This window comes from Streptomyces sp. NPDC001532 (assembly GCF_040298625.1).
Taxonomy (GTDB): domain Bacteria; phylum Actinomycetota; class Actinomycetes; order Streptomycetales; family Streptomycetaceae; genus Streptomyces.
Genome location: NZ_JBEPAL010000006.1, coordinates 172,129 through 197,302, shown reverse-complemented (window position 1 = coordinate 197,302; position 25,174 = coordinate 172,129). Strand labels below are relative to the sequence as shown.

Here is a 25,174-nt window from a genome sequence, read left to right as displayed (position 1 = left end):
CACACCCGCACCACCCGAGCAGCGGCCGAAGCGAGGAGCCCATGCAGGAACCGCCCGCCCCGGAACCGGACGGCGACGCTGTCATCGCCACCCGAGCGCTCACCAAGCGCTACCGAGGCGGGCAACTCGCCGTCGACGGCCTGGACCTGACCGTCCCGGCGGGCAGTGTCTTCGGCTTCCTCGGCCCCAACGGCTCCGGCAAGACCACCACCATCCGGATGCTGATGGGCCTGATCGAGCCGACCTCCGGCACGGCACGGGTGCTCGGGCGGCCCGTGCCGCGCTCCGCCCGCGCCGTACTGCCGCAGGTCGGAGCCCTCATCGAGGGCCCCGCCCTGTACGGCTTCCTCTCCGGCCGCGACAACCTCCTGCGCTACGACGCCGCCGACCCGACCGCCGACCCGCGCACCCGGCGGACCCGCGTCGCGGCGGCCCTGGACCGGGTCGGGCTCACGGCGGCGGCCGGCAAGAAGGCGAAGGCGTACTCGCTCGGCATGAAGCAGCGCCTCGGACTCGCCGCCGCGCTGCTCCAGCCCCGCCGGCTGCTGGTCCTCGACGAGCCGACCAACGGGCTCGACCCGCAGGGCATGCGGGAGATCCGCACCCTGGTGCGGGAACTGGCCGGCGACGGCACCACCGTCTTCCTCTCCTCCCATCTGCTCGACGAGATCGAGCAGGTCTGCACCCACGCCGCGGTGATGGCCCAGGGCAGGCTGATCACCCAGGGCGCGGTCGCGGACCTCGCCGCCGGTGTGCGCGGCCGGCTGGTCGTGGTCACACCGGACCCCGGGGACGCGGCCCGGGTGCTGAAGGAGGAGGGCGTCACCGATGTCGTCGTGGCGGAGGAGCGGGTGAGCGGGGAGGCGCCCGAGCGGGAACTGGCCGAGCTGAACGCCGCGTTGGTGGCAGCCGGGGTGCGGGTGCGCGGCTTCGGGGTCGAGCGGGCCTCGCTGGAGGACGCGTTCATGGCGCTGACGGGGGAGGGGTTCGATGTCGCGGGCTGAGACGGAAGCCGTACCGGGTCTGCGCCCGCCGAGTCCGCTGTGGACCCTCGGTCTCCTGCGCAGCGAACTGCTCACCACCTTCCGGCGCTGGCGCACCCTCGCCCTGCTGGGCGTGCTGGCCGCCGTGCCGGTGCTGGTCGGGATCGCGGTGAAGATCGAGACCAGTGACGGATCGTCGGTCGCGGGCGGCGGAGGCGGCGAGGGCCCGGCGTTCATCGCGCAGATCACCAACAACGGCCTGTTCCTGGTGTTCACCGCGCTCGCCGCGACCCTGCCGTTCTTCCTGCCGATGGCGGTGGGCGTGGTGGCGGGCGACGCGATCGCCGGCGAGGCGAACGCGGGCACCCTGCGCTATCTGCTGGTCGCCCCGGCCGGCCGCACCCGGCTGCTGCTCACCAAGTACGCGGCCACCCTAGCGTTCTGCCTGGCGGCGACCCTGACGGTCGCGCTCTCGGCGCTCGCGGTCGGGGCACTGCTCTTCCCGCTCGGCGACCTCACCACCATCTCCGGCACCCGGATCGGCTTCGCCGAAGGGCTGGGCCGGGCCCTGCTGATCGCCCTGGTCGTCGCCGCCTCACTGCTCGGCATCGCGGCGCTCGGCCTGTTCGTCTCCACCCTGACCAACAGCGGAATCGCCGCCATGGCGACCACCGTCGGCCTGCTCATCACGGTCCAGATCCTCGACCAGATCCCCCAGCTGGACGCCCTGCACCCGTACTTCTTCTCCCACTACTGGCTGTCCTTCGCGGACCTGATGCGCGAGCCGGTCTACTGGGACGACCTGCGGAAGAACCTGGGCCTCCAGGGCCTGTACGCGGTCGTCTTCGGCTCGGCCGCCTGGGCGCGGTTCACGGCGAAGGACATCACCGCCTGATCCGAGCCGCCGTGGGCTCAGCCGCGGACCGGGAACCGGGCGAGCGGGGCCTCGCGTGCGAAGAAGGTCTTGGCGCGGGTCAGCGCCTCGGTGTCGTTCAGGACGTCGCCCGGCTTGCTGCCGTTGCCGAGCAGCACCCCGCCGAAACGCATGCCCATGTACGCGGCCGAGTTGTTGAGCGTGCCGACCAGCGGATCGGCGACCACTTCCTCGGTGGCGAGCGCGGTCACACCCCACAGGGTGCGGCCGGCCATCGTCGCCCTGAAGTCCACGCCGGGAGTGCGCAGCCAGGCCGACCAGTGGTCCAGGTAGCGCTTGGTCTGGGCGGACACCGAGTACCAGTACAGCGGCGAGGCGATCACCAGGTCCGTCGCGGCGAGCGTGGCCTCGCGCAGCAGGGTGGCGTTGGCGTGCTCGGACCGGAAGGCCTCGTCCTCGTGCCGCACGTCCTCGAAGTCCGGCAGCGGATGGTCGGTGAGGCTGATCCACCGCTGCTCGACCTCCGGCGGCAGCTGCTCGGCGGCTCGCCGGGCCAGCAGTTCGGTGTTGCCGTCGGGCCGGGTGCTGCCGAGCAGGAACAGGAAGCGGCGCGTCATGGTTCCCCCATGTGAGCGAATCGACGACAGGCATCATATGCGCATGCATGTAATTGCCGTCCAGGGGGAACTCCTGCGCCGTCCGGGGCCGACGGTGAACGGCACCGGTTCTTGGGACGAGGCTGTGACGCCCCGGTGACCACAGCGGCGCGCGCGAGCGGCGAGACTCGACGCTAGGGTCCGCCGACCCGCGGACGCATCAGAACGAGGGAACCGATGTCTCGACCCAGCCGCGAGAAGCAGCCGGAACAGCAGCCCCACGGCACACCTCCGGCGACGCCGATCGACGTCCGCGTCTTCGCCGGAAGCGGTCCGGACACCGCCGGTGCGACCGTCGGCGGCACATCCCTCGCACCGGTCCCCGGCGAGGAACCGCAGCAGACCGTGCTCAACCACCTCCACCGCATCGCCCGCGCCGCCGGCCGCCCCGTCCTGGCCACCGTCCACGACGAACGGATCGGCTACGTCGTCCCGCTCCAGGTCGACCCGGACGGCTCCAGCCGCTACACCGCACAGCCGTACAGCACGCCGGCGCGGCAGAGCACGAGCTCACGGCCGGAGGGAGCCCAGCGGCCGGAGGGAGCCAAGCGGCCGGAAGGAGCGCTCAGGCACGAGGCGGTGTCACAGCCGGACCCGCGTCCGGGACAGGACGCACGGCCCCAGCCGGACCCGCGTCCCGCGCACCCCCCTCTCGGCGGCGGTCCCACGCAGGTGCTGCGTGTGCCGCAGACTCCCGCGCCGCAGGCCTGGCCGGAGCCCGCGGTGGGTGACGCGCCCGACGTCACGCAGGACGCTCCGCTGGACTCCGCGCCCACCTTCCGGCTGCGCGCGGTCCCGGAGCCCGCCCGTGTCCCCGGCACCGTCACGCCGCCCACGGGCGCGTTCGGACCGCCGCCGGTGATGGCACCGGCCACGGACGCCCCGTCGCACCCCACACCCGGCACCCCTCCCACCGGGGCCCCCGCCCCCGCCCCCTCCCCCCGCCGCCCCTCCCCCTCCCGCCTCGATCCCGACCCCCGGCCCACCCCGCCCCGGGGCTTCGACGCCGTCGCCGAAGCCGTGCTCGGGGACGAGGTCCCCGCCACCGCCCCGACCCCGCTCACCGCACCCCTGGCCCGGATCAGCGAGGCGGTGAAGGAGGGCCGTATAGACACCGCGTCCACCCTCGCCGAGCAGGCCTTGGGCGACGGCGCGGCGATGCTGGGGGCGGACCACCCGGAGGTGCTGCGGCTCGGGGAACTCACCGCCTACATCGCCTACCTGGCCGGTGACCCGGCGCGCGCCTTCCGGCTCTCCGTCGACCTGGTGCAGGCCCGCCGCCGGACGGGTGACGCGGAGGCGGCGTACGGCAATGTGCAGAGCGCGGCGACGGCCTGGCGCGCGGTGCGCGATCCGCTGCTCGGTCTCGACCTCGGTCGGGAGCTGATCGGACTGTGGTCCGAGCTGGCCGCCGAGCCAGGCCCGGCCGCCGAGGACGTGGAGGAGCTGGAGTCGGCGCACTCCCGTATGACCCGTCTGACCGAGCGGGCCCGCAAGGCGGCGGCCGCTCAGTCACCGGCGGAGTGACGCCGGGGCCCGAGGGCACCGCCGGTGCCGCCGCCCGGCCGGCGATGGCCTCCCGCGCTCGGGCCTACTGCACGCAGAACTCGTTCCCCTCCGGGTCCGCCATCACCACCCACGCCCCGGACGGTTCCCGCACCTCCCGCAGCACGCTCGCGCCGAGACCCCGCAGGCGTTCCACCTCGTCCGCGCGACGGCCCTCGCCCGGGTGGAGGTCCAGGTGGAGGCGGTTCTTGGCGGCCTTCGGCTCGGGCACGCGCTGGAAGAGCAGCCGGCGTCCGAGCCCGGTGCCGCTGTCCTCGTCGTAGGGGTCGTCGGGGTGGCGTACCGCTATGAGGTCCCGGAAGGCCGGGCGGCCGTGGAAGTCGACGGTGGCCTCCGCGGGCAGCGCGCCGAGCTCCAGCAGGCGCCGGACGAGGGCGCTGTTGTCCTCGGCCAGGTAGTTGAGCGCGGCGGCCCAGAAGTCGGCCTGGGCGTGCGGGTCGTGCGCGTCGATGACGACTTTCCAGTGGACGGGGGCGGGCGCTGACGCCTTCTCGGTCATGTCCTCAGTTATAGAGCGAGGCACTGACAACGGCCCGTCGTCGCACCCGAGGACGGACCGCTGCACCGCGTCGCGCCGTTCTACGGCTTGGCGTCGACCGCCGATGCGGATGCGGATGCGGATGCGGATGCCGACGGCGACGCGCTCTCAGCCTCCGGGACAGCGCCCGCGGAGCCCGCCGTGCCCGCGGAGCCCGCCGTGCCCGTCGTGGTGCTGTTGCCTGCGCCGGGGGTCGCCTTCGCCGCCCTGAGCGTGCGCGCCGCTCGGCGCGCGGTGCGCAGCGCGTCCCAGGTGAGCAGCGACAGCGCCAGCCAGACCAGCGCGAAGCCGGCCCAGCGCTCGGGCGGCATGGCCTCGGCGAAGTAGACGACTCCGAGCAGGAACTGGAAGACCGGGGCCAGGTACTGGAGCAGGCCCAGCGTGGACAGGGGCACGCGGATCGCGGCGGCGCCGAAGCAGACCAGCGGGAGCGCGGTGACCAGTCCGGTCGCGGCGAGCAGCGCCGCGTGCCCCGGCCCCTCGGTGGTGAAGGTGGAGTCGCCCTGGGCGGTCAGCCACAGCAGGTAAGCGAGGGCGGGCAGGAACTGGATGGCGGTCTCGGCGGCCAGCGACTCCAGGCCGCCGAGGTTCACCTTCTTCTTGACCAGCCCGTAGGTGGCGAAGGAGAAGGCTAGGCAGAGGGAGATCCACGGCGGTCGGCCGTAGCCGATCGCGAGGACGAGGACCGCCGCGAGGCCGATGCCGACCGCCGCCCACTGCACGGGCCGCAGCCGCTCCTTCAGCAGCAGCACGCCCATGGCGATGGTGACCAGCGGGTTGATGAAGTACCCGAGCGAGGCCTCGACGACCTGGCCGTTGTTCACGGCCCAGATGTAGACGCCCCAGTTGACGGTGATGACGGCCGCGGCGATGGCGATCAGCCCCAGCTTGCGCGGCTGCCGCAGCAGTTCCACGGCCCAGGCCCAGCGCCGGACGACGAGCAGCGCGACGCCGACGAAGACCAGGGACCACACCATGCGGTGGGCCAGTATCTCCACCGCGCCGGCGGGCTTGAGCAGAGGCCAGAAGAGGGGCACGAGACCCCACATGCCGTAGGCCGCGAAGCCGTTCAGGAGTCCTGTCCGTGCCTCGCCCTTAGAAGTTCCGGTCACCGGGCTCCTCCTCGTCGCGTCCACCTCGCCCGGACGAAGGTAGCGCCGAACCGGCCCGGCTGTCATGTCCGTATCGCCATACGGTCATGACAGCCGGGCCGGACCCGGGTGCCGCCCCGGTTCTCAGGCCTCCCCAGGCCTCCCCAGGCCTCCCCAGGCCTCCCCAGGCCTCCCCAGGCCTCCCCAGGCCTTCTCAGGCTTTCTCCAGGCCCTCCCAGGCCTCCTCAGGCCTTCAGCGCCGCGGCGATCGCCTCGGCCAGCGGCGTGGTCGGGCGGCCGGTCAGCCGGGAGAGGTCGCCGGTGACGACGCCCAGCTCGCCCTTCTCGATCGACACGTCCACCCCGGCCAGGATCGCGGCCAGCGGCTCGGGCAGCCCGGCTCCGGCGAGGATGCCGGTCAGCGCCTCGGGGGAGACGGCGTTGTAGACGATCTCGCGGCCGGTCTGCCGGCTCAGCTCGGCGGCGTACTCGGCGAAGCTCCAGGCCTCGTCGCCGCTCAGCTCGTACACCTGGTTCTCGTGGCCCTCGCCCGTCAGTACCGCGGCGGCCGCGGCCGCGTAGTCCGCGCGGGAGGCGGAGGCGACCCGGCCCTCCCCGGCGGCGGCCACGACGGCGTCGTGCGCCAGGACCGGGGCCAGGTTCTCGGTGTAGTTCTCGTGGTACCAGCCGTTGCGCAGCAGCACGTACGGCAGCCCGGAGGCGAGCAGCGCCTCCTCGGTGCCGCGGTGGTCGTCGGCGAGGGCGGCGCTCAGCGTGCCGGGGGCGCTGGTGTAGGCGAGCAGGGCGACCCCGGCCGCCTTGGCGGCGTCGATGACGACCCGGTGCTGGCCGACGCGGCCCTTGTCGAACTCGTTGCCGGAGATGAGCAGCACCTTGTCGCCGGCGGCGAAGAGGCCGTCGAAGGTCTCGGGGGCGTTGTAGTCGGCGACGGCGATCCGCACGCCCCGTTCGGCGAGGTCGGCGGCCTTCTCCGGGGTGCGGACCACGGCCGTGATCCGCTCGGCCGGGACCCGCTCCAGCAGTGCGTGGACGACGTGGCGGCCGAGGTGTCCGGTGGCTCCGGTGACGACGATGCTCATGATCTGGGATCTCCTTGTGGGGTGCGTACGCACTAACCCTAAGGAAGGCGCTAACCTATGGAAAGTACCCACTTTGAAGTAAGGTACTTCCATGGAAGTAAGTGCGCTGGAAGCGAGCCCGTTGAGCGCGTGGAAGGCCGACGGCAGCACGATGTGCCCGTCCCGGCTGGTGCTGGAGCACGTCACCAGCCGCTGGGGCGTCCTGGTCCTGATCCACCTCCGGGAACGCCCGCACCGCTTCAGCGAGCTGCGCCGGGCCATCGGCCGCGTCAGCGAGAAGATGCTCACCCAGACCCTCCAGACCCTGGAGCGCGACGGCTTCGTCCACCGCGACGCCAAGCCGGTGATCCCGCCCCGCGTCGACTACTCCCTCACCGAGCTGGGCCGCGAGGCCGCCGAACAGGTGCGCGCCCTCGCACTGTGGACCGAGCGGCGGATGGCCGACGTGGAGCGGGCGCGCCGGGAGTACGACGAGGCCCGGGCGTAACCGCCCGGGCCTCGCTGAACGTACTGTGCGGTGCGGTCAGCCGACGACCGTCCAGGTGTCGCCGCCGGCCAGCAGCGCCGCCAGATCGCCCTTGCCGCGCTGCTCGACGGCCGTGTCCAGCTGGTCGGCCATCAAGGTGTCGTAGACCGGCCGCTCCACCGAGCGGAGCACGCCGATCGGGGTGTGGTGCAGGGTGTCCGGGTCGGCCAGCCGGGACAGCGCGAACGCGGTCGTCGGGGAGGCCGCGTGCGCGTCGTGCACCAGGACGTCGGCCTCGTTCTCCGGGGTCACCGTGACCACCTCCAGATCACCCGTGGCCCGGTTCCTGACGACGCCGCGCGCACCGTCGGCGCCGAAGCGGATCGGCTGCCCGTGCTCCAGCCGGATCACCGCCTCCTCGGCCGACTCGCGGTCCTTCAGCACCTCGAAGGCGCCGTCGTTGAAGATGTTGCAGTTCTGGTAGATCTCGACCAGCGCCGTGCCCGGATGGGCGGCGGCCTGGCGCAGCACCTCGGTCAGGTGCTTGCGGTCCGAGTCGACCGTGCGGGCCACGAACGACGCCTCCGCGCCGAGCGCCAGCGACACCGGGTTGAACGGCGCGTCCAGCGAGCCCATCGGCGTCGACTTGGTGATCTTCCCGAGCTCGGAGGTGGGGGAGTACTGGCCCTTGGTCAGCCCGTAGATCCGGTTGTTGAACAGCAGGATCTTGAGGTTGACGTTGCGGCGCAGGGCGTGGATCAGATGGTTGCCGCCGATCGACAGCGCGTCGCCGTCACCGGTGACCACCCACACGCTCAGATCCCGCCGGGACGCGGCGAGGCCGGTCGCGATGGCCGGGGCGCGGCCGTGGATGGAGTGCATCCCGTAGGTGTTCATGTAGTACGGGAAGCGGGAGGAGCAGCCGATGCCGGAGACGAAGACGATGTTCTCGCGCGCCAGGCCGAGCTCCGGCATGAAGCCCTGCACGGCGGCGAGGATCGCGTAGTCACCGCACCCGGGGCACCAGCGCACTTCCTGATCGGACTTGAAGTCCTTCATGGACTGCTTGGCCTCGGCCTTGGGGACCAGCTTCAGTGCCTCAGTCATCGATGGCCTCCTTCAGGGCCTCGGCCAGCTGCTCGGCCTTGAACGGCATGCCGTTGACCTGCGTGAACGAGCGGGCGTCGACCAGGTACTTCGCACGGATGAGGGTGGCGAGCTGGCCGAGGTTCATCTCCGGGACGACGACCGTGTCGTAGCGCTCCAGCACCGCGCCCAGGTTGTGCGGGAAGGGGTTGAGGTGGCGCAGATGGGCCTGCGCGATCCCCACGCCGGCCGCGCGCAGCCGGCGGACGGCCGCCGTGATCGGCCCGTACGTCGAGCCCCAGCCGAGCACCAGCGCCCGCGCGCCGTGCGGGTCGTCGACCTCCAGGTCGGGGACGTCGATGCCGTCCACCTTGGCCTGCCGGGTCCGGACCATGAAGTCGTGGTTGGCCGGGTCGTACGAGATGTTGCCGGTGCCGTCCTGCTTCTCGATGCCGCCGATACGGTGCTCCAGCCCCGGTGTGCCGGGGACCGCCCACGGGCGGGCGAGCGTCTGCGGATCGCGCTTGTACGGCCAGAAGACCTCGCTGCCGTCCTCCAGGGTGTGGTTGGGGCCCTGGGCGAACTGCACCTGGAGGTCGGGAAGCTCGTCCTGCTCCGGGATCCGCCACGGCTCGGAGCCGTTGGCCAGATAGCCGTCGGACAGCAGGAAGACCGGTGTGCGGTACGCCAGCGCGATCCGGGCCGCCTCCAGGGCCGCGTCGAAGCAGTCGGCCGGGGTGCGCGGCGCGATCACCGGGACCGGCGCCTCGCCGTTGCGGCCGTACATCGCCTGGAGCAGGTCGGCCTGCTCGGTCTTGGTCGGCAGACCTGTCGACGGCCCGCCGCGCTGGATGTCGACGACCAGCAGCGGCAGCTCCAGCGAGACGGCCAGGCCGATCGTCTCGCTCTTGAGCGCCACACCCGGCCCCGAGGTGGTGGTGACCGCGAGCGACCCGCCGAAAGCGGCGCCCAGCGCGGCGCCGATGCCGGCGATCTCGTCCTCCGCCTGGAAGGTGCGGACACCGAAGTTCTTGTGCTTGCTCAGCTCGTGCAGGATGTCGCTGGCCGGGGTGATCGGGTACGACCCCAGGAACAGCGGCAGATCGGCCTGCCGGGCGGCCGCGACCAGGCCGTACGACAGCGCCAGGTTCCCGGAGATGTTGCGGTAGGTGCCCACCGGGAAGGCCTTCGCCGCGGGCGCCACCTCGTAGGAGACCGCGAAGTCCTCCGTGGTCTCGCCGAAGTTCCAGCCCGCGCGGAACGCGGCGATGTTGGCCGCCGCGATCTCCGGCTTCTTGGCGAACTTGCTCCGCAGGAACCGCTCGGTGCCCTCGGTCGGCCGGTGGTACATCCACGACAAGAGGCCGAGCGCGAACATGTTCTTGCTGCGCTCGGCCTCCTTGCGGCTGAGGTCGAAGTCCTTCAGGGCCTCCACGGTCAGCGTGGTCAGCGGCACCGGATGAAGGCTGTACCCGTCGAGGGAGCCGTCCTCCAGCGGACTGGCCGCGTACCCGACCTTCTGCATCGCCCGTTTGGTGAACTCGTCCGTGTTGACGATGATCTCCGCGCCGCGCGGCAGATCGCCCATATTGGCCTTGAGCGCCGCCGGGTTCATCGCGACCAGCACGTTCGGCGCGTCGCCCGGCGTCAGGATGTCGTGGTCGGCGAAGTGCAGCTGGAACGAGGAGACACCCGGCAGGGTGCCGGCGGGCGCCCGGATCTCGGCCGGGAAGTTCGGCAGCGTCGACAGGTCGTTGCCGAACGACGCGGTCTCCGAGGTGAAGCGGTCACCGGTGAGCTGCATACCGTCACCCGAGTCCCCCGCGAACCTGATGATCACTCGGTCGAGCCGGCGGACGTCCTTCGTCCCCGCCGGTCTGCGCTGCTCTCCGACGACGGCTTCGTCGGCCTGCTCCGCTGGGCTACTGACCTGGCTCGTCACTGAACTGAACCTCCCTGGAGGCGGTTGTCGGGGAGCGGCCCTCCCACAGGCGTTCCCAGGATCAACCCTACGACCGGGAGGGGTGCGAACCCTCGGTCATTCGCATGAAGAACACGCGCGCGTGACGCCCCGCGCCCCGCCCGGACCGCGCCCGCCATCCGACTGCCACCGCCCCCCACCAGGCGTTACGCCGCTCCCCCTGTCCTGCTCCGATGCTTCCCGCGCGGCGGCCGTTTCACGTGTCCTGATGACCACGCAATGACTGACGGGCAGTCAGACGGGCCGGCCGCCGCGCGGGAGGCGTCACGAGTTCAGATACGTCAGGACGGCGAGCACCCGGCGGTGGTCGCCGTCGCTCGGCGACAGGCCGAGCTTCAGGAAGATGTTGCTGACGTGCTTCTCCACGGCGCCGTCGCTGACGACCAGCTGCCGCGCGATCGCCGAGTTCGTCCGGCCCTCGGCCATCAGCCCCAGCACCTCGCGCTCCCTCGGGGTGAGCCCCGCGAGCACGTCCTGCTTACGGCTGCGGCCCAGCAGCTGGGCGACCACCTCCGGGTCCAGCGCGGTACCGCCCTGGGCCACCCGCACCACCGCGTCCACGAACTCCCGCACCTCGGCGACCCGGTCCTTCAGCAGATAGCCGACCCCGCGGCTGGACCCGGCGAGCAGCTCGGTGGCGTACCGCTCCTCCACGTACTGCGACAGCACCAGCACGCCCAGTCCCGGATGGCTCTTGCGCAACCGCACGGCGGCCCGCACGCCCTCGTCGGTGTGGGTCGGCGGCATCCGCACATCGGCCACCACCACGTCGGGCAGCGCGCCCTCCCCGTCCAGATCGCTGATCGTCTTCAGCAACGCCTCCGCGTCCGCCACCCCGGCGACGACCTCGTGCCCACGGTCGGTCAGCAACCGGGTCAGCCCCTCCCTGAGCAGCACCGAATCCTCGGCGATGACCACCCGCACCCTGACCTCCACGCTTTCCGTCCCCCCAGCCGACTGCCGCGAACAAGCAACGGCCCCAGCATTCCAGGCTCGGCGGACGGATGCGGGCGCGGCGGAGAGTTCGCCGGTACCGGGCGGGCCGATGGTGACCGGGGTGAGCGGGGGCATGCGGTACGTGACCGGTCTCAGCCGCGCCAGGGCAGTTCCGCGGTGATCCGGGTGGGTCCCGCGGGCGGGGAGTCGACGACCAGGATGCCGTCGACGGCGTCGAGGCGTTCGGCGAGGCCGGCGAGGCCGGAGCCGGGGGAGGGCGCGGCGCCGCCCACGCCGTCGTCGCCGACCTGGAGCATCAGCCGGTTGTCGGACCGCCACACGTCCACGGACGCCGACCGGGCCCGGCTGTGCTTGGCGACGTTCTGGAGCAGCTCGGAGACCGTGAAGTAGGCGATGCCCTCGATCGCCGCCGCGGGCCGCGACGCGAGGTCGACCTCCACCCGCACCGGAACCGTGCAGCGGGAGGCGACCGCGGACAGTGCCGCGTCCAGGCCGCGGTCGGTCAGGACCGCCGGGTGGATGCCGCGCGCGAGGTCCCGCAGCTCCTGGAGCGCCGTCTTCACCTCGCCGTGCGCCTCGTCCACCATCCGCGCCGCCGCCTTCGGGTCCTCCGCCAGCTTCTCCTTGGCGAGCCCGAGATCCATGGCCAGCGCGACCAGCCGGGCCTGCGCCCCGTCGTGCAGATCCCGCTCGATGCGCCGCAGGTCCGCCGCGGCCGTGTCGACCACGACGCCCCGGTCCGACTCCAGCTCCACGACCCGCGACGCCAGCCGGGACGGCCCGAGCAGACCGAGCACCATCAGCCGGTCCACAGTGGTCAGCGCCCGCACGATCCACGGCGTGGCCAGCGTGCACAGCAGTCCGATCAGCGCCGTGACGGTGATCTCGAACGGGTTGTCGAGGTAGATGCTGTGCGTCTCGTCGCCGTACAGCTGGAGCCCGTCCTGCCCGCCGTACATCGGGAAGACCCAGAACCACAGCGGGTACGTCAGCAGCGCCCAGCCGTACGCCCAGAAGGTCAGCGCGACGGTGAACGAGAACACCGCCCAGGGGAAGTGGAGCACCGCGTACAGCAGGTGCCGCCACGACGTGCCGCTCTTGAGGACCGCGCCCATCCACGCCATCAGGCCGGTCCTCCGCGCCCGCAGCGGCTCCGGATCGGCCACCTCCAGACCGAGCAGACCGCGCGCCCGCGTCCGCTCCAGCGCCCCGAGCCCCCGGCACCCGGCGAGCCCCGCGGCCAGCACGGGAACGCCGAGGAAGGTCACCAGCAGCCCGGCACCGACGGACAGCATGGTGACGGCGTACGTGAAGAACAGCACGCCGATCGGCAGCCCGAGCAGCACATACGCGAACTCCCGCCAGCTGCGCGCCTCGAACGGCGCCCGCAGCCCGGCCGGCAGCCGCCGCTCGCGACGGCCGTACTCCCGTCCGTACCCGTACCCCTGCCCGTACTCCGTGGCCATCGGTCCCGTCCCGTTCTGCTCGTCTCGGATCGCCCTGCTGGTGCCGTGACTCCACCCTCCCGCCCGGCGGGCTCGCGAACCATGGAGTCCGTCGGCGTCTCGGGAGGGGGGTTTTCCCTACCCCCGCGGCCGGTCCCGCCACGGCAGTTCGGCGGTGACCAGCGTCGGCCCGCCCGCCGGCGAGTCCAGGACGAACAGCCCGTCCACCGCGCCCAGCCGCTCGGCGAGCCCGCGCATCCCGGTCCCGCCGTCCAGCCGGGCGCCGCCGCGGCCGTTGTCCTGTACCTGGATCAGCAGCCGTTCCTCCGACCGCCACACCTCGACGGACGCGGTGCTCGCCCCGCTGTGCTTGCTGACGTTCTGGAGCAGCTCCGAGACAGTGAAGTAGGCGATGCCCTCGATGGCCTCGGCGGGCCGCTCCGCCAGGTCGACCGTCACCTTCACGGGGACCGTGCACCGGGAGGCGACCGAGGAGAGCGCCGCGTCCAGGCCGCGGTCGGTGAGGACCGCCGGGTGGATGCCGCGCGCGAGGTCCCGCAGCTCCTGGAGCGCCAGCTTCACCTCGCCGTGCGCCTCCTCGACCATCGCCGCCGCCGCGTCCGGATCCTCCAGCAGCTTCTCCTTGGCCAGCCCGAGCCCCATGGCCAGCGCCACCAGCCGGGCCTGCGCCCCGTCGTGCAGATCCCGCTCGATACGCCGCAGATCGGCCGCGGCGGTGTCCACGACGACCCCGCGGTCGGACTCCAATTCGGCGATCCGCCGCTCCAGCTCGTCGGACGGCGACAGCAGCCCGCGCACCATCGCCCGGTCCGCGTTGGCGAGCCCCCGCGCTATGAACGGCAGCACCGGCCACAGCACGAACAGCGAGGTCAGCGTGATGGTGAAGGTGACGATGCCCCAGGGCAGCCGGATGAAGTCGTAGAGGACCGTCCGCCAGCCGACCGGGTCCTTCAGCGCCATCCACAGCTGGGCGAAGAACCCGCCGCTCGCGTCCCCCCGGCGCGAGCGCAGCGGCAGCGGGCTCGGCTCGTCGATCCGCACGCCGAGCAGCGCGCGGGCCCGCGCCCGCTCCAGCTTGCCGATCTGCCGCGCGCCCATCAGTCCGGCCGCGAGCAGCGGGAACCCGATCACCGTGACGGTCAGGAAGGCGCTGGTGAACAGCACGGTGGCCACGTAGACGAAGCCCAGCAGGGCCATCGGCAGGTTGGCCAGGAGATGCGCGATCTCCTTCCAGGTGTGCGCGTCGTAGGCGAGGCGGGCCGGTGGCGGTCGGTGGTCGTCGTCGCCCGCGTACGGCGCCGCGGCCGGATCCGGGGCCGGGGCTGGAACCGGGTCCGGGGCCAGGTTGCGTTCGGTCATAGCGGTTAGCGTGCCGGGCGGCGGGCGGTCGCGCCATGAGGTGCGCCGCCGAGCCGGCCGGGGGAAAACCCCACCCCGGCATCTCAACGTGTGACGGGCTGCTTACCGCCTCTTTAACAGGCCCTAGACTCGCCTGCGTACAGATCGTTCGAGATCGAACGCCGTTCGAATAGGACGCGAAGTTGTTCTAGGTTGTTCGAGGAACGTCGAGGTCGCGTCTAGGTCAGGGAGCGAGGGGACGGACGTGCGGGAACCGACCGTGGAACCGGCTGTGGTGGTCGCGGCGGACTACTTCCAGTCCTACTCCGTCGTCGGACTGCTCGCCGCCGTCGGCGTGCTGTTCGTCGCGGTGGCCTTCGGCGCCGGCCGGCTGCTGCGCCCCGTCGTCCCCACCCCGGAGAAGCTGCTGACCTACGAGTGCGGCGTCGACCCCGTCGGCGAGGGCTGGGCCCACACCCAGGTCCGCTACTACGTCTACGCCTTCCTCTACGTCATCTTCGCCGTCGACTCGATCTTCCTGTTCCCCTGGGCGACGGTCTTCGCCGATCCCCAGTACGGAGCCGCCACCCTCGTGGAGATGTTCATCTTCCTCGGCTTCCTCGCCGTGGGCCTGCTCTACGCGTACAAGAAGGGCGTCCTGACATGGACGTGACCCCGGAGCCCGTTCCGCTGCCCGAGCCCAAGCGGCTGGGCGCACTCGCCCGCCTCGCCCCCGAGCCGATGAAGGTCGTCCTCAACTGGGGCCGCCGCTACTCCCTGTGGGTCTTCAACTTCGGCCTCGCCTGCTGCGCGATCGAGTTCATCGCCGCGTCGATGGCCCGCCACGACTTCATCCGCCTCGGCGTCATCCCCTTCGCACCGGGACCGCGCCAGGCCGACCTCATGGTCGTCTCCGGCACGGTCACCGACAAGATGGCCCCGGCCGTCAAGCGCCTCTACGAGCAGATGCCCGAGCCGAAGTACGTCATCTCCTTCGGCGCGTGCAGCAACTGCGGCGGCCCGTACTGGGACTCCTACTCCGTCACCAAGGGCGTCGACCAGATCATCCCCGTCGACGTCTACGTCCCCGGCTGCCCGCCCCGCCCCGAGGCGCTGCTCCAGGGCATCCTCAAGCTCCAGGAGAAGATCGCCCGCGAGTCCCTGGGCGAGCGCTACGGCACGGTCCCGGCCCGCCCCTCCACGGCCGCGCTCCAGAGCGGCCTGGTCCGGCCCCCGGCCGCGGAGGACTCCTCGGAGCCCGGGGAGGCCCGATGAGCGCCGTCGGCTGGCTGCCCGCCCCCGCCGAGGAACTGTTCGGGCCCGACGCCACGGCCGAGGAGGCGTACGAGGTCCTGACCGTCGACGTGCCCCCGGCCGCCTGGACCGACGCGCTGCGCACGGCCCGCGACGAGCTGCACTGCACCTACTTCGACTGGCTGAGCGCGGTCGACGAACCCGCCACCGGCTTCCGGATCTCCGCGCACGTCGTCGCGCTCTCCCCGGTACGGCGCCTGCTGCTGCGGACGACGGTGCCGCACTCCGCGCCGCTGCTCGCCTCCGCCGTCGACGTCTACGCCGGCGCCACCTGGCACGAGCGCGAGACCCACGAGATGTTCGGCGTCTCCTTCGACGGCCACCCCGGCCTCGACCACCTCCTCCTCCCCGAGAACTTCGAGGGCCACCCCCTCCGCAAGGACTTCGTCCTCGCCGCCCGCGTCGCCAAGGCGTGGCCCGGCGCCAAGGAACCCGGCGAGTCCGAGCACGGCGGCCCCAAGCGCCGCCAGATGCTGCCGCCGGGCGTCCCCGACCCGAACGAGTGGGGCCCCCTCAAGGGCCAGCTCCCACCGGCCCCGGCCCGTCCGGCCCGCGCCGCGCGCCCCGCTGCCGCCGGCGACCGCCCGGCCCGCCGCACCCGCACCGCCGGCGAGGGCTCCGCGAGCCAGACCGCACCGGCGCCCGGCCCCCGCCGCGCGAGAAGCGTGAGCCAGGGCTCGGCCTCCCAGCGCCCGGAGCAGCCGGAGACCACACCGACGACACCGACGGCCCCGGATGCTCCGGCGGCGCCGACTGCCCCGGATGCTCCGGCGGCGCCGACTGCCACGGAGAGCGCGGCTGCGCCGACGGGCCCGAGGCGGGCTCGCAGTGCTGCTCAGGGTTCGGCGTCCCAGCGTGAGCCGGGGGAGGCGGACGCGGAGGGCGCGGCTGCGCCGGGGGCTTCGGCTGCGCCGGCGGGTCCGAGGCGGGCTCGCAGTGCTGCTCAGGGTTCGGCGTCCCAGCGCGAGCCGGGGGACGCGGAGGGTACGGAAGTGGCGGCGCCGGAGTCCTCGGAGGCTTCGGGACCGGCCGCCGCTCCGGACGCGGGTCCGAGGCGGGCCCGGAGCGCATCCGAGGGCTCCGCGAGCCTGCGCGCCGCGGCGCCGGGCGCCGGTACGGCCCGGCGCGCCCGCAGCGCGAGCGACGGCTCCGCCTCCCAGCGCGCCGAGACACCGGCGACGGAGGCTCCGGCCCCGCGCCCCAGCACCGCCCCGCGCAGCCCGGACGCGCCCTGGCACCACGCCCGCCCGGCCTTCGACGAGCCGGCACCGCAGCAGACGCCCACGCCGGTCACGCCCTCGACCCCCGAGGACGCCCCCGCGAGGACCGAACCGTCCGCCGCCGCACCTGCGACACCGCCCACGGAAACGCCGTCGTCTGCGGAGCGGCTGTCGAGTGCGGAGCGGCAGTCCGCTGGGGAGCCGTCGGTCCCGGACGAGCGGCCGTCGAGTGCGGAGCGGCAGTCCGCTGCGGAGCCGTCGGCTCCGGGCGAGCGGTCGTCCTCCGACGAGCCGTCCTCGCCCTCGGAGTCCCCGTCGCCCGAGGAGTCCCCGACAGCCGACAAGCCGTCGGCCCTCGACGAGCCCTCGGCGCCCGACACCCCGTCGTCACCGTCCCCGCACGCACCGTCGCGGGGGCCGGCTGCCGACGGATCCCCGGAGCCGCCTGCCGACGGATCCCTGGAGCCGCCTGCCGACGGATCCCCCGAGCCGCCTACCGGCGACCGAGGCCCAGGCACGGCGACCCCCACCGAGCCACCCCGCGACAAGGCGACCCCGGCCGAGCGGACCCCGGACGAGGCCAACTCGGCCGAGCGGACCCCTGACACGGCGACCCCCGCCGACCCCGCACCCCCCGACGAACCCCCCACCCCCGAAGACCCCTCAGGAGGCCCGCGGTGAACGACGTGCTGGACGTCGCTCTGCGACTTCTGATCGTCTTCGGCGTCTTCCTCACCTTCCCGCTGCTCGTCGGCCAGACCGAGCACAAGGTGATGGCGCACATGCAGGGCCGCCTCGGCCCGATGTACGCCGGTGGCTTCCACGGCTGGGCCCAGCTCGTCGCCGACGGCGTGAAGTTCGCGCAGAAGGAGGACGTGGTCCCGGCCGGCGCGGACCGCCGTATCTTCCAGCTCGCCCCGGCCGTGGCGCTCCTGCCGTACCTCCTCGTCCTGCTCGCCATCCCCATCGGCCCGGGCGAGGGCGCGGTCGGCGAGGTGATCGACGCGGGCATCTTCTTCGTGCTCGCGGTGATGGGCGTGGGCGTCCTCGGCTCCCTGATGGCCGGCTGGGCCTCCGCCAACAAGTTCTCCCTCCTCGGCGGCCTGCGCACCGCCGCCCAGCTCCTCGCCTACGAGCTGCCGATGCTGCTCGCCGCCGCCTCGGTGGCGATGGCGGCCGGCACGGTCTCCCTGCCCGGCATCGTCGACGCCTTCGAGTGGTGGTGGCTGCCCTGGCAGATCGTCGGCGCGATCGTGTTCTTCGTGGCGGGCCTGGCCGAACTCCAGCGACCGCCCTTCGACATGCCGGTCGCCGACTCGGAGATCATCTTCGGTGCGTACACCGAGTACACCGGCCTGCGCTTCGCTCTCTTCCTGCTCGCCGAGTACGCCGGGATCGTCGTCCTGTGCGGCCTGACCACCGTCCTCTTCCTGGGCGGCTGGCACGGCCCGTGGGGCGCCGACGGTCTCGGCTGGGTGTGGACGCTGCTGAAGACCGCCGTGCTCGCCTTCGTCGTGATCTGGCTCCGCGTCACCTATCCCCGGCTGCGCGAGGACCAGCTCCAGAAGCTCTCCTGGACCCTCCTCGTCCCCCTCTCCCTCGCCCAGATCGCCCTCACCGGCATCGTCAAGGTGGTGATCTCCTAACCATGGCCCCCATCCCCGGCTCCGGCCTCGCCAAGGGCCTGGCCGTCACCCTCCGCACGATGACGAAGAAGACCGTCACCGAGCAGTACCCGGAGACCCAGCCCGACCTCCCGCCCCGCACCCGCGGCGTGATCGGCCTCTTCGAGGAGAACTGCACGGTCTGCATGCTGTGCGCCCGTGAGTGCCCCGACTGGTGCATCTACATCGACTCCCACAAGGAGACGGTCCCCGCGGCGACCCCCGGCGGCCGTGAGCGCAGCCGCAACGTCCTCGACCGCTTCGCCATCGACTTCTCCCTGTGCATGTACTGCGGTATCTGCATCGAGGTCTGTCCTTTCGACGCGCTGTTCTGGTCCCCGGAGTTCGAGTACGCCGAGACCGACATCCGCGACCTCACCCACGAGCGCGACAAGCTCCGCGAGTGGATGTGGACCGTCCCGGCCCCGCCCGCCCTCGACCCCGCCGCGGAGGAGCCGAAGGAACTGGCCGCCGCCCGCAAGACCGCGGAGAAGCTGGCCGCCGCTCAGGCCGAGCCGCAGGAGGGGGACGCGTGAGCCTCGCAGCCGAAGCCCACGGCTTCCTCTCCCCGACCGGCGTCGAGATCGCCTTCCTCCTCGTCGGCCTGGCCACGTTCGGCGCCGCCCTGGTCACCGTCACCACACGCCAGCTGGTGCACGCCGCCCTGTGGCTGGTGGTCACCCTCGGCGGCCTCGCCGTCGAGTACCTGCTGCTCACCGCCGAGTTCATCGCCTGGGTGCAGGTCCTCATCTACGTCGGCTCCGTCGTCGTGCTCCTCCTGTTCGGTCTGATGCTCACCAAGGCCCCCATCGGCCGCTCCCCGGACGCCGACTCCGGCAACCGCTGGGCCGCCCTCGCCGTGGCCGTCGCCTCGGCCGCCGCCCTGGTCTGGGTGGTCGTCGACGCCTTCCGCACCACCTGGATCGACCTGGACGGTCCGGCCGCCGGCACCACCAGGGTCACCGGCGAGAGCCTGTTCCAGAACTGGGTGCTCCCCTTCGAGGCCCTGTCCGTCCTCCTCCTCGCCGCCCTCGTCGGCGCGATCGTGCTCTCCCGCAGGACGAAGCCGGAGACGCGGACGACCACGGGGACGAAGGCGACGACCGGGACACCGGGGACGCCGGAGGGGACCGACCCGGCGACGGGAACGGCTGTCCCGGCGCCCGCCCGCCCCGACGCGCCGGCCCAGGACGGTGTCCGCTGATGCACCTCGCCTACCCCGCCGTACTCTCCGCCCTCCTCTTCTGTACCGGCCTGTACGGCGTCCTCGCCCGCCGCAACGCGATCCTGGTCCTGATGTCCGTCGAGCTGATGCTCAACGCCGTCAACCTCAACCTGGTCGCCTTCGACGTCTGGCTCAGCAAGACCGCCGAGGAGACCCTGCACTCCGGTCAGGCGCTGACCCTGTTCACCATCGCCATCGCCGCCGCCGAGATCGGCATCGGCCTGGCGATCGTCCTCGCCGTGTACCGCAACCGCGGCACCTCCGACATCGACAGGCTCCGCGACACCGCGGAGGGCCACGAGAGCGACACTCCCGCGACCGAGCCGGGCGCCGAGAAGGCTGAGGCCACCGCGTGACCACGAACACCCTCGCCGTCCTCGTCCCCCTGCTGCCGTTCCTGGGCGCCGCCGCGGGCCTGGCGCTGGGCCGCACCGCCCCCGGCTTCGTCCGTCCTCTCGCGGTCCTGCCGACGCTCGCCGCGCTCGCCCTCGCCGTGGTCGTCGCCGTCCACCAGGGCGGCGACGCGGCCATCCAGGCCGCCACGGAGCTGACGCCGACCGGCTCCGTCCCGATCGAGCTGGCCCTGTACATCGACGGCTTCGCCGCGCTCGTCGCCGTCCTGGTGGCCTTCATCGCGACCTGTGTGCAGATCTACTCGACCGGCTATCTGCGCGACGACCCGCGCTACCCCTCCTACGCCGCGCTCGTCTCCCTGTTCACCTCCGCGATGCTCCTCGTCGTCTACTCGGGCGACCTGATGGTGCTGCTGGTCGGCTGGGAAGTCATGGGCATCTGCTCCTACTTCCTGGTCGGCCACTACTGGGAGACCCCGGAGGCCCGCGCCGCCTCCCTGAAGGCCTTCCTGGTCACCAAGCTCGGTGACGTCCCCTTCCTGATCGGCCTGTTCGCGCTGGCCACCGACGCCGGGTCGTTCCGCATCACCCGGATCCTCGGCGCCGTCGCGAACGGCGGCATCGACCATCCGACGCTGATCGCCCTGCTGCTCCTGGCCGGTGTCGCCGGCAAGTCGGCGCAGTTCCCGCTGCACACCTGGCTCCCCGACGCGATGGCCGGCCCGACGCCCGTCTCCGCGCTGATCCACGCCGCGACGATGGTCGCCGCCGGTGTCTACTTCGTCGCCCGGCTCCTCCCGGTCTTCGAGGCCTCGCAGGCCGCGATGGTCGTCCTCGCCGTGATGGCCGCCGTCACCATGGCGGGCTCGGCGCTCGCCGCGCTGGCCCAGGACGACATCAAGCGCGTCCTCGCCTACTCGACGATCGGCCAGCTCGGCTACATGACCGGTGCCCTGGCCGTCGCCGACCGCGGTGCCGCCGTCTTCCACCTCCTGTCGCACGGCGCCTTCAAGGCGCTGCTGTTCCTCGCCGCCGGCGTGATCATCCACGCCACCGGCACCAACTCGCTGGCCGCCATGTCCCGCATGAGCCACCTGCGCGACCGCGTGCCCGACGCCTACTGGACGATGACCGTGGCGCTGCTCGCGCTCGCCGCGATCCCGCCGTTCAGCGGCTTCTTCTCCAAGGAGTCCGTCCTCGGCGCCGCCGAGCACGTCGCCACGGGCCACACCGAGCACGCGCCTGTCGCCGCGGGCTGGATCATCCTGGTCGTCGGTCTGCTCACCGCCCTGCTCACCGCCGCGTACGCGATGCGCCTGTGGCTGCTGGCCTTCCGCGGCCACGGCGCCGAGGCCCCCGACCACGGTCGGCAGCCGGTCACCATGACCGTGGTGCTGTGGGTGCTCGCCGCTCCCTCGCTGGCCCTCGGCGGGTTCGCCTACCAGTCGTTCCCCGGCTGGTTCGACGGCGGCGACCTCGGCCCGACCCTGACCACCTCCGTGCTCGGCACGGGCGTGGCCCTGGTCGGCGGGATCGTCACCTACGCCGCCTGGCGGCACACCACCGCTCTCACCGCCCGCGTCCCGCTGGGGGCGGTCGCCGCCCACCCGGAGGGCGACGCCGGACAGGTCGAGGCGGAGGCGATCGCCACCCACGCGCCCGCCTACGGCGACGTCGCCCAGGCCCCCGACCCGGCCGACCCGGGACGGCTGCTGCTCGGCCCGCTGCACCGCCACGCGGCGGTCGGCTTCCACGTCGACGCCGTGTACTCGGCGCTGTTCGTCCGCCCGGTCCAGGCCGGCGCGAGCCTGGTGAGGTTCCTGGACCGCGAGGTCGTCGACACCTATGTGCGCGGCGCGGGCGCCCTTCCCCGCTGGCTCGGCGTCGCCGTACGGCGCGCCCAGACCGGCAATGTGCAGACCTATGTGAGCGCGCTGCTCGCCGGCACCGTCGTCCTGGTGGTGGCCGTCGTCCTCGTCGCCACGGGAGCGTGAGCAGGCGTGATCGATATCAGCGAGTCCGTGATGCAGTTCCTTCTGGTGTTCGTCGTGGTCGGCCCGCTCCTCGGGGCCGCCGCCGCTCTGCTGCCCGCCCCGCCCGGGCTGAAGGGGACGTCACCGGAGCAGGCCGTGCTGCGGCACGGTGTGACGGTGACCGGCGCGGTGCTCATCGCGGCGATCGTCCTGGCACTCGGCTTCGACCACGACCACCCGTCGACGATGCAGGCCACGACGGACATCAGCTGGATCCCCGCGCTCGACGTGCGGATCCACCTCGGCATCGACGGCATCTCTCTCCCCCTTGTCGTGCTGACCGCGCTGCTGACCTTCCTGTGCGCGCTCTACTCGTACTTCAAGACCCCCTCGGGCCCGTCCCCGAAGGCCTTCGTCGCCCTGCTGCTCGTCCTGGAGTCCGGCACGCTCGCCAGCTTCGCCGTCCTCGACCTGCTGCTGTTCTTCCTCGCCTTCGAGATGGTGCTGATCCCGATGTACTTCCTCATCGCCCGCTGGGGCGGCGAGGGCCGGGCCGAGGCCGCCTGGAAGTTCATCCTCTACACGCTGCTCGGCTCCGTGGTCATGCTGCTCGGCCTGCTCCTGATCGGCCTGCGAGCGGGCACATTCGACATGGTGGCACTCGCCACTGACAACGGCCGGTCGCTGAGCACGTCCGTGCAGGTCACCGCGGTGCTGGCGATCGGGATCGGGCTCGCGGTCAAGACCCCGATGTGGCCGCTGCACAGCTGGCTGCCGGACGCGCACACCGCCGCGCCGACGGTCGGCTCGGTGCTGCTGGCCGGCGTACTGCTGAAGATGGGTACGTACGGATTCGTCCGTATCCTCCTGCCGGTCGCTCCGGACGGCTTCCGCACCTTCGCGCCCTACCTCGCCGCGTTCGCCGTCGTCGGGATCATCTACGGGTCCCTGGCCTGCCTGGCCCTCGCCAAGCAGGGCGCGAAGGGCGATCTGAAGCGCCTGATCGCCTACTCCTCCGTCGGCCACATGGGCTTCGTCCTGCTCGGCATCGCCACGATGACCCCGACCGGCGTGAACGGCGCCCTGTTCGCCAACATCGCCCACGGCCTCATCACCGGCCTGCTGTTCTTCCTGGTCGGCGCCCTCAAGGACCGCACCGGCAGCACCGACCTCGACACCCTCGCCGAGCAGACCGGCGCCGCGCTGTACGGCAAGGCCCCGCGCCTCGGCGGCCTGCTCGCCTTCGCCGCGGTCGCCTCGCTCGGCCTGCCGGGCCTGGCCGGCTTCTGGGGCGAGATGCTGGCGCTGTTCGGCGCGTTCGAGCCGGCCGAGGGCCTCAGCCGCCCGGCCTTCCTCACCTTCATGTCGATCGCCGCGTTCGGCACCCTGCTCACCGCCGCGTATCTGCTGATCGTGGTCCGCCGGGTCTGCATGGGCGCCGTACCGCAGGACGCCCCGAAGCTCGCCGACGTACAGACGTACGAATTCGCGGCCTGGACCCCGCTCGTCGCCCTCACCGTCGTCGCCGGACTCTGGCCGAAGACCCTCCTCGGCCTGACCGACCCGGCCGTGCAGCAGCTCCTCGCAGGAGGCACCCGATGAGCCCCCAGGCCCAGCCGCTCGCCGAGTCGCTGATCCAGTCCGTCGACTGGGTCGCCATCGCCCCGCCCACCATCGCTGCCGTGATCGCGCTCGCCGTCCTGGTCGCCGACCTGTTCGTCGCCGAGTCCCGCAAGGCGCTGCTCGGCTGGATCTCCGTGGCCGGCCTCGCCGCCGCCACACTGATGCTGCTGCCCCTCCTGGACGGCGACCGTGCCACCTTCTGCCTGACCGGCGACCCCGGCGTGTGCAGCTACACCGCGGACCGCTTCACCCTGGTCATCCAGTTCCTGGTGCTCGGCGGCGCCCTCCTCGCCGCCCTGCTCTCGGTCACCGGCCTGAAGGACGCGCGCGGAGGGCTCCCGGAAGGGGAGTTCTGGTTCCTGCTGCTGTCCTCCGCGGCCGGCGCCGCGCTTCTGCCGGCCTCCCGCGACCTCGCCACGCTGATCGTCGCCCTGGAGGTCGCCTCCCTGCCCGCCTTCGCGCTCGTCGGCCTCAAGCACGGCGACCGCAGATCGTCCGAGGCGGCCCTGAAGTTCTTCCTGTCCTCGGTCACCGCCACCGCGGTCAGCCTCATGGGCATCAGCTTCGTCTACGCCGCCACCGGCAGCCTCTACCTCACGCAGATCGCCGAGGGCATCCAGGACGTCGACGGACAGCTGCATGTCCTCACCCAGACCGGCGTCGTCCTCACCCTGATCGGCTTCGCCTTCAAGACGGCCGCCGTACCGTTCCACTTCTGGGTGCCCGACACCTATGTGGGCGCCCCGCTGCCGGTCGCCGCCTATCTGTCGGTGGTCGGCAAGGCGGTCGGGTTCTCCGGGCTGATCCTCGTCACCGTCGTCGCCCTCCCCTCGTACGCCGACGTCTGGGGCCCGGCACTCGCCGTGCTCGCCGCCCTGACCATGACCGTCGGCAACGTCGGCGCCCTCCGGCAGCAGTCCACGCGCGCGTACAGCGCGGTCCGGCTGCTCGCCTGGTCCTCGGTCGGCCAGGCCGGCTACCTCCTGGTGCCGATCGCGGCAGCCGCCTGGTCCGACGACGCCGAGCGGTCGATCGGCTCCACGGTGGCCTACGCCCTCATGTACGGCGTGGTGAACCTCGGCGCCTTCGCGGTGGCCGCGCTGGTGGGCCGTACGAAGTCCCTGAACCGCGTCGCCGACTACCGCGGCCTGTACGCCGCGAACCGCGTGACCGCCCTGGTCCTCGCCTTCTTCCTGCTCTGCCTGGCCGGCCTGCCGCCGGGCATCATCGGCCTGTTCGCCAAGGTCACCGTCTTCTCGGCGGCCGTCGACGCGGGCCTCGGCTGGCTGGCCGTGATCATGGCCGTGAACGTCGTGATCGCGCTGGTCTACTACCTCCGGTGGACGGCCCTGCTGTTCCGCGCGCCCGAAGGCGAACCCGCGCGGCACCGTGTCCCGGCCCCCGTCACGGCCGCGATCGCCCTCACCGCCGTCCTCGGCGTCGCCCTGTCCGGAGCGCCCCAACTGGTCCTGCGCTTCACCGACACCGGCCTCTTCTGACCCGCCCTCCTCGCCGACCTCCTCACCGCCGTCCGGGCCGCCTCACCCGGACGGCCCAGCCGCGCCGCCGCACGCACAAGGGAACTAGTGGTCCCCGCCTGGCGTTGACCAGGACGGGAGGGTCCACTGGACGTGACACCACGACACCAGTGAGACGAGAGATCACAGCAAGCAAAGGGTTCCCCTGCTGCACCACTTGGA

At 72.5% G+C, this 25,174-nt stretch carries 23 protein-coding genes; 14 read left to right on the top strand and 9 right to left on the bottom strand.

The annotated features are described in order from the left end of the window. Window positions 1–41: 41 nt before the first annotated feature. Window positions 42–1,004: an ABC transporter ATP-binding protein gene (locus tag ABT232_RS08895; RefSeq protein WP_351837872.1), complete on the top strand. Its 963-nt coding sequence runs from the start codon at window positions 42–44 to the stop codon at window positions 1,002–1,004. After that, window positions 991–1,878, top strand: a complete 888-nt coding sequence (locus tag ABT232_RS08890; protein ID WP_351837870.1) for an ABC transporter permease — start codon at window positions 991–993, stop codon at window positions 1,876–1,878. Before ABT232_RS08895 ends, ABT232_RS08890 begins: the two co-directional genes overlap by 14 nt. Before the next feature lie 17 nt (window positions 1,879–1,895). Here the strand turns inward: ABT232_RS08890 and ABT232_RS08885 are convergent, their stop codons facing one another. Next, entirely contained in the window at window positions 1,896–2,474 is a 579-nt protein-coding gene (locus ABT232_RS08885) for a flavodoxin family protein (protein WP_351837867.1), read from the bottom strand. A 216-nt stretch (window positions 2,475–2,690) separates the two neighbouring features. Between ABT232_RS08885 and ABT232_RS08880 the strand changes: the two genes are divergently transcribed. Continuing rightward, on the top strand, window positions 2,691–4,040 hold the full coding sequence (locus tag ABT232_RS08880; RefSeq protein ID WP_351837864.1) for a tetratricopeptide repeat protein: 1,350 nt from the start codon (window positions 2,691–2,693) through the stop codon (window positions 4,038–4,040). Between the two features lie 64 nt (window positions 4,041–4,104). On the opposite strand, the gene ABT232_RS08875 is transcribed toward ABT232_RS08880, so the two are convergent. From ABT232_RS08875 to ABT232_RS08865, 3 genes are all read right to left on the bottom strand, one after another. Further along, complete coding sequence (locus tag ABT232_RS08875; protein WP_351837861.1) at window positions 4,105–4,578, bottom strand: VOC family protein; 474 nt, start codon at window positions 4,576–4,578, stop codon at window positions 4,105–4,107. A gap of 80 nt (window positions 4,579–4,658) precedes the next feature. Beyond that, window positions 4,659–5,729, bottom strand: a complete 1,071-nt coding sequence (gene rarD / locus ABT232_RS08870; RefSeq protein WP_351837859.1) for an EamA family transporter RarD — start codon at window positions 5,727–5,729, stop codon at window positions 4,659–4,661. A 224-nt stretch (window positions 5,730–5,953) separates the two neighbouring features. After that, window positions 5,954–6,808 carry an SDR family oxidoreductase gene (locus ABT232_RS08865; protein ID WP_351837856.1) on the bottom strand — a complete coding sequence of 285 codons (855 nt, stop codon included), beginning with the start codon at window positions 6,806–6,808 and terminating at the stop codon, window positions 5,954–5,956. Between the two features lie 91 nt (window positions 6,809–6,899). Between ABT232_RS08865 and ABT232_RS08860 the strand changes: the two genes are divergently transcribed. Continuing rightward, entirely contained in the window at window positions 6,900–7,295 is a 396-nt protein-coding gene (locus ABT232_RS08860; RefSeq protein WP_351837854.1) for a winged helix-turn-helix transcriptional regulator, read from the top strand. Between the two features lie 36 nt (window positions 7,296–7,331). Here the strand turns inward: ABT232_RS08860 and ABT232_RS08855 are convergent, their stop codons facing one another. The 5 genes from ABT232_RS08855 to ABT232_RS08835 form a co-directional block, all read right to left on the bottom strand. Next, window positions 7,332–8,381 (bottom strand): 2-oxoacid:ferredoxin oxidoreductase subunit beta, encoded by a 1,050-nt coding sequence (locus ABT232_RS08855; protein ID WP_351837852.1) that lies wholly within the window; start codon window positions 8,379–8,381, stop codon window positions 7,332–7,334. Further along, the gene (locus ABT232_RS08850) at window positions 8,374–10,302 is read right to left on the bottom strand and encodes a 2-oxoacid:acceptor oxidoreductase subunit alpha (RefSeq protein WP_351837849.1); all 1,929 of its coding nucleotides are present in this window, start codon (window positions 10,300–10,302) and stop codon (window positions 8,374–8,376) included. Before ABT232_RS08850 ends, ABT232_RS08855 begins: the two co-directional genes overlap by 8 nt. Window positions 10,303–10,605: 303 nt before the next feature. Beyond that, window positions 10,606–11,265: a LuxR C-terminal-related transcriptional regulator gene (locus ABT232_RS08845; RefSeq protein WP_351837989.1), complete on the bottom strand. Its 660-nt coding sequence runs from the start codon at window positions 11,263–11,265 to the stop codon at window positions 10,606–10,608. A 164-nt stretch (window positions 11,266–11,429) separates the two neighbouring features. After that, entirely contained in the window at window positions 11,430–12,764 is a 1,335-nt protein-coding gene (locus tag ABT232_RS08840) for a sensor histidine kinase (protein ID WP_351837847.1), read from the bottom strand. 117 nt (window positions 12,765–12,881) lie between these two features. Next, window positions 12,882–14,123 (bottom strand): sensor histidine kinase, encoded by a 1,242-nt coding sequence (locus tag ABT232_RS08835; RefSeq protein WP_351837845.1) that lies wholly within the window; start codon window positions 14,121–14,123, stop codon window positions 12,882–12,884. Between the two features lie 244 nt (window positions 14,124–14,367). Here ABT232_RS08835 and ABT232_RS08830 point away from each other — a divergent pair, with 244 nt between their 5' ends. Genes ABT232_RS08830 through ABT232_RS08785 form a run of 10 tightly spaced genes read left to right on the top strand, consistent with a single transcriptional unit; the run spans window position 14,368 to window position 24,973 of the window. Beyond that, complete coding sequence (locus ABT232_RS08830) at window positions 14,368–14,775, top strand: NADH-quinone oxidoreductase subunit A (RefSeq protein WP_351837843.1); 408 nt, start codon at window positions 14,368–14,370, stop codon at window positions 14,773–14,775. After that, window positions 14,766–15,377, top strand: a complete 612-nt coding sequence (locus ABT232_RS08825) for an NADH-quinone oxidoreductase subunit B (protein WP_351837841.1) — start codon at window positions 14,766–14,768, stop codon at window positions 15,375–15,377. The genes ABT232_RS08830 and ABT232_RS08825 overlap by 10 nt, the downstream gene beginning before the upstream one ends. Then, window positions 15,374–17,317: an NADH-quinone oxidoreductase subunit C gene (locus ABT232_RS08820; protein WP_351837839.1), complete on the top strand. Its 1,944-nt coding sequence runs from the start codon at window positions 15,374–15,376 to the stop codon at window positions 17,315–17,317. Before ABT232_RS08825 ends, ABT232_RS08820 begins: the two co-directional genes overlap by 4 nt. Beyond that, the gene (locus ABT232_RS08815; protein WP_351837837.1) at window positions 17,314–18,282 is read left to right on the top strand and encodes a complex I subunit 1/NuoH family protein; all 969 of its coding nucleotides are present in this window, start codon (window positions 17,314–17,316) and stop codon (window positions 18,280–18,282) included. The genes ABT232_RS08820 and ABT232_RS08815 overlap by 4 nt, the downstream gene beginning before the upstream one ends. 2 nt (window positions 18,283–18,284) lie before the next feature. Further along, window positions 18,285–18,836 (top strand): NuoI/complex I 23 kDa subunit family protein, encoded by a 552-nt coding sequence (locus ABT232_RS08810; protein WP_351837834.1) that lies wholly within the window; start codon window positions 18,285–18,287, stop codon window positions 18,834–18,836. Continuing rightward, window positions 18,833–19,504 carry an NADH-quinone oxidoreductase subunit J family protein gene (locus ABT232_RS08805; RefSeq protein WP_351837832.1) on the top strand — a complete coding sequence of 224 codons (672 nt, stop codon included), beginning with the start codon at window positions 18,833–18,835 and terminating at the stop codon, window positions 19,502–19,504. Before ABT232_RS08810 ends, ABT232_RS08805 begins: the two co-directional genes overlap by 4 nt. Further along, complete coding sequence (nuoK, locus tag ABT232_RS08800) at window positions 19,504–19,881, top strand: NADH-quinone oxidoreductase subunit NuoK (RefSeq protein WP_351837831.1); 378 nt, start codon at window positions 19,504–19,506, stop codon at window positions 19,879–19,881. Before ABT232_RS08805 ends, nuoK begins: the two co-directional genes overlap by 1 nt. Further along, a complete protein-coding gene (locus ABT232_RS08795) occupies window positions 19,878–21,872 on the top strand; it encodes an NADH-quinone oxidoreductase subunit 5 family protein (RefSeq protein WP_351837828.1) in 1,995 nt (664 codons plus the stop codon). The genes nuoK and ABT232_RS08795 overlap by 4 nt, the downstream gene beginning before the upstream one ends. Window positions 21,873–21,878: 6 nt before the next feature. After that, window positions 21,879–23,453, top strand: a complete 1,575-nt coding sequence (locus ABT232_RS08790) for a complex I subunit 4 family protein (protein WP_351837825.1) — start codon at window positions 21,879–21,881, stop codon at window positions 23,451–23,453. Further along, entirely contained in the window at window positions 23,450–24,973 is a 1,524-nt protein-coding gene (locus ABT232_RS08785; RefSeq protein WP_351837822.1) for an NADH-quinone oxidoreductase subunit N, read from the top strand. Before ABT232_RS08790 ends, ABT232_RS08785 begins: the two co-directional genes overlap by 4 nt. Window positions 24,974–25,174 lie beyond the last annotated feature (201 nt).

What these genes read in the sequence shown, in the direction of transcription:
- ABT232_RS08885 (WP_351837867.1), bottom strand. Translation starts at nt 2,474, where the DNA reads ATGACGCGCCGCTTCCTGTTCCTGCTCGGCAGCACCCGGCCCGACGGC.
- ABT232_RS08880 (WP_351837864.1), top strand. Translation starts at nt 2,691, where the DNA reads ATGTCTCGACCCAGCCGCGAGAAGCAGCCGGAACAGCAGCCCCACGGC.
- ABT232_RS08835 (WP_351837845.1), bottom strand. Translation starts at nt 14,123, where the DNA reads ATGACCGAACGCAACCTGGCCCCGGACCCGGTTCCAGCCCCGGCCCCG.
- nuoK (WP_351837831.1), top strand. Translation starts at nt 19,504, where the DNA reads ATGCACCTCGCCTACCCCGCCGTACTCTCCGCCCTCCTCTTCTGTACC.
- ABT232_RS08860 (WP_351837854.1), top strand. Translation starts at nt 6,900, where the DNA reads ATGGAAGTAAGTGCGCTGGAAGCGAGCCCGTTGAGCGCGTGGAAGGCC.
- ABT232_RS08840 (WP_351837847.1), bottom strand. Translation starts at nt 12,764, where the DNA reads ATGGCCACGGAGTACGGGCAGGGGTACGGGTACGGACGGGAGTACGGC.
- ABT232_RS08890 (WP_351837870.1), top strand. Translation starts at nt 991, where the DNA reads ATGTCGCGGGCTGAGACGGAAGCCGTACCGGGTCTGCGCCCGCCGAGT.
- ABT232_RS08820 (WP_351837839.1), top strand. Translation starts at nt 15,374, where the DNA reads ATGAGCGCCGTCGGCTGGCTGCCCGCCCCCGCCGAGGAACTGTTCGGG.
- ABT232_RS08875 (WP_351837861.1), bottom strand. Translation starts at nt 4,578, where the DNA reads ATGACCGAGAAGGCGTCAGCGCCCGCCCCCGTCCACTGGAAAGTCGTC.
- ABT232_RS08855 (WP_351837852.1), bottom strand. Translation starts at nt 8,381, where the DNA reads ATGACTGAGGCACTGAAGCTGGTCCCCAAGGCCGAGGCCAAGCAGTCC.
- ABT232_RS08895 (WP_351837872.1), top strand. Translation starts at nt 42, where the DNA reads ATGCAGGAACCGCCCGCCCCGGAACCGGACGGCGACGCTGTCATCGCC.
- ABT232_RS08865 (WP_351837856.1), bottom strand. Translation starts at nt 6,808, where the DNA reads ATGAGCATCGTCGTCACCGGAGCCACCGGACACCTCGGCCGCCACGTC.
- ABT232_RS08810 (WP_351837834.1), top strand. Translation starts at nt 18,285, where the DNA reads ATGGCCCCCATCCCCGGCTCCGGCCTCGCCAAGGGCCTGGCCGTCACC.
- ABT232_RS08785 (WP_351837822.1), top strand. Translation starts at nt 23,450, where the DNA reads ATGAGCCCCCAGGCCCAGCCGCTCGCCGAGTCGCTGATCCAGTCCGTC.
- ABT232_RS08825 (WP_351837841.1), top strand. Translation starts at nt 14,766, where the DNA reads ATGGACGTGACCCCGGAGCCCGTTCCGCTGCCCGAGCCCAAGCGGCTG.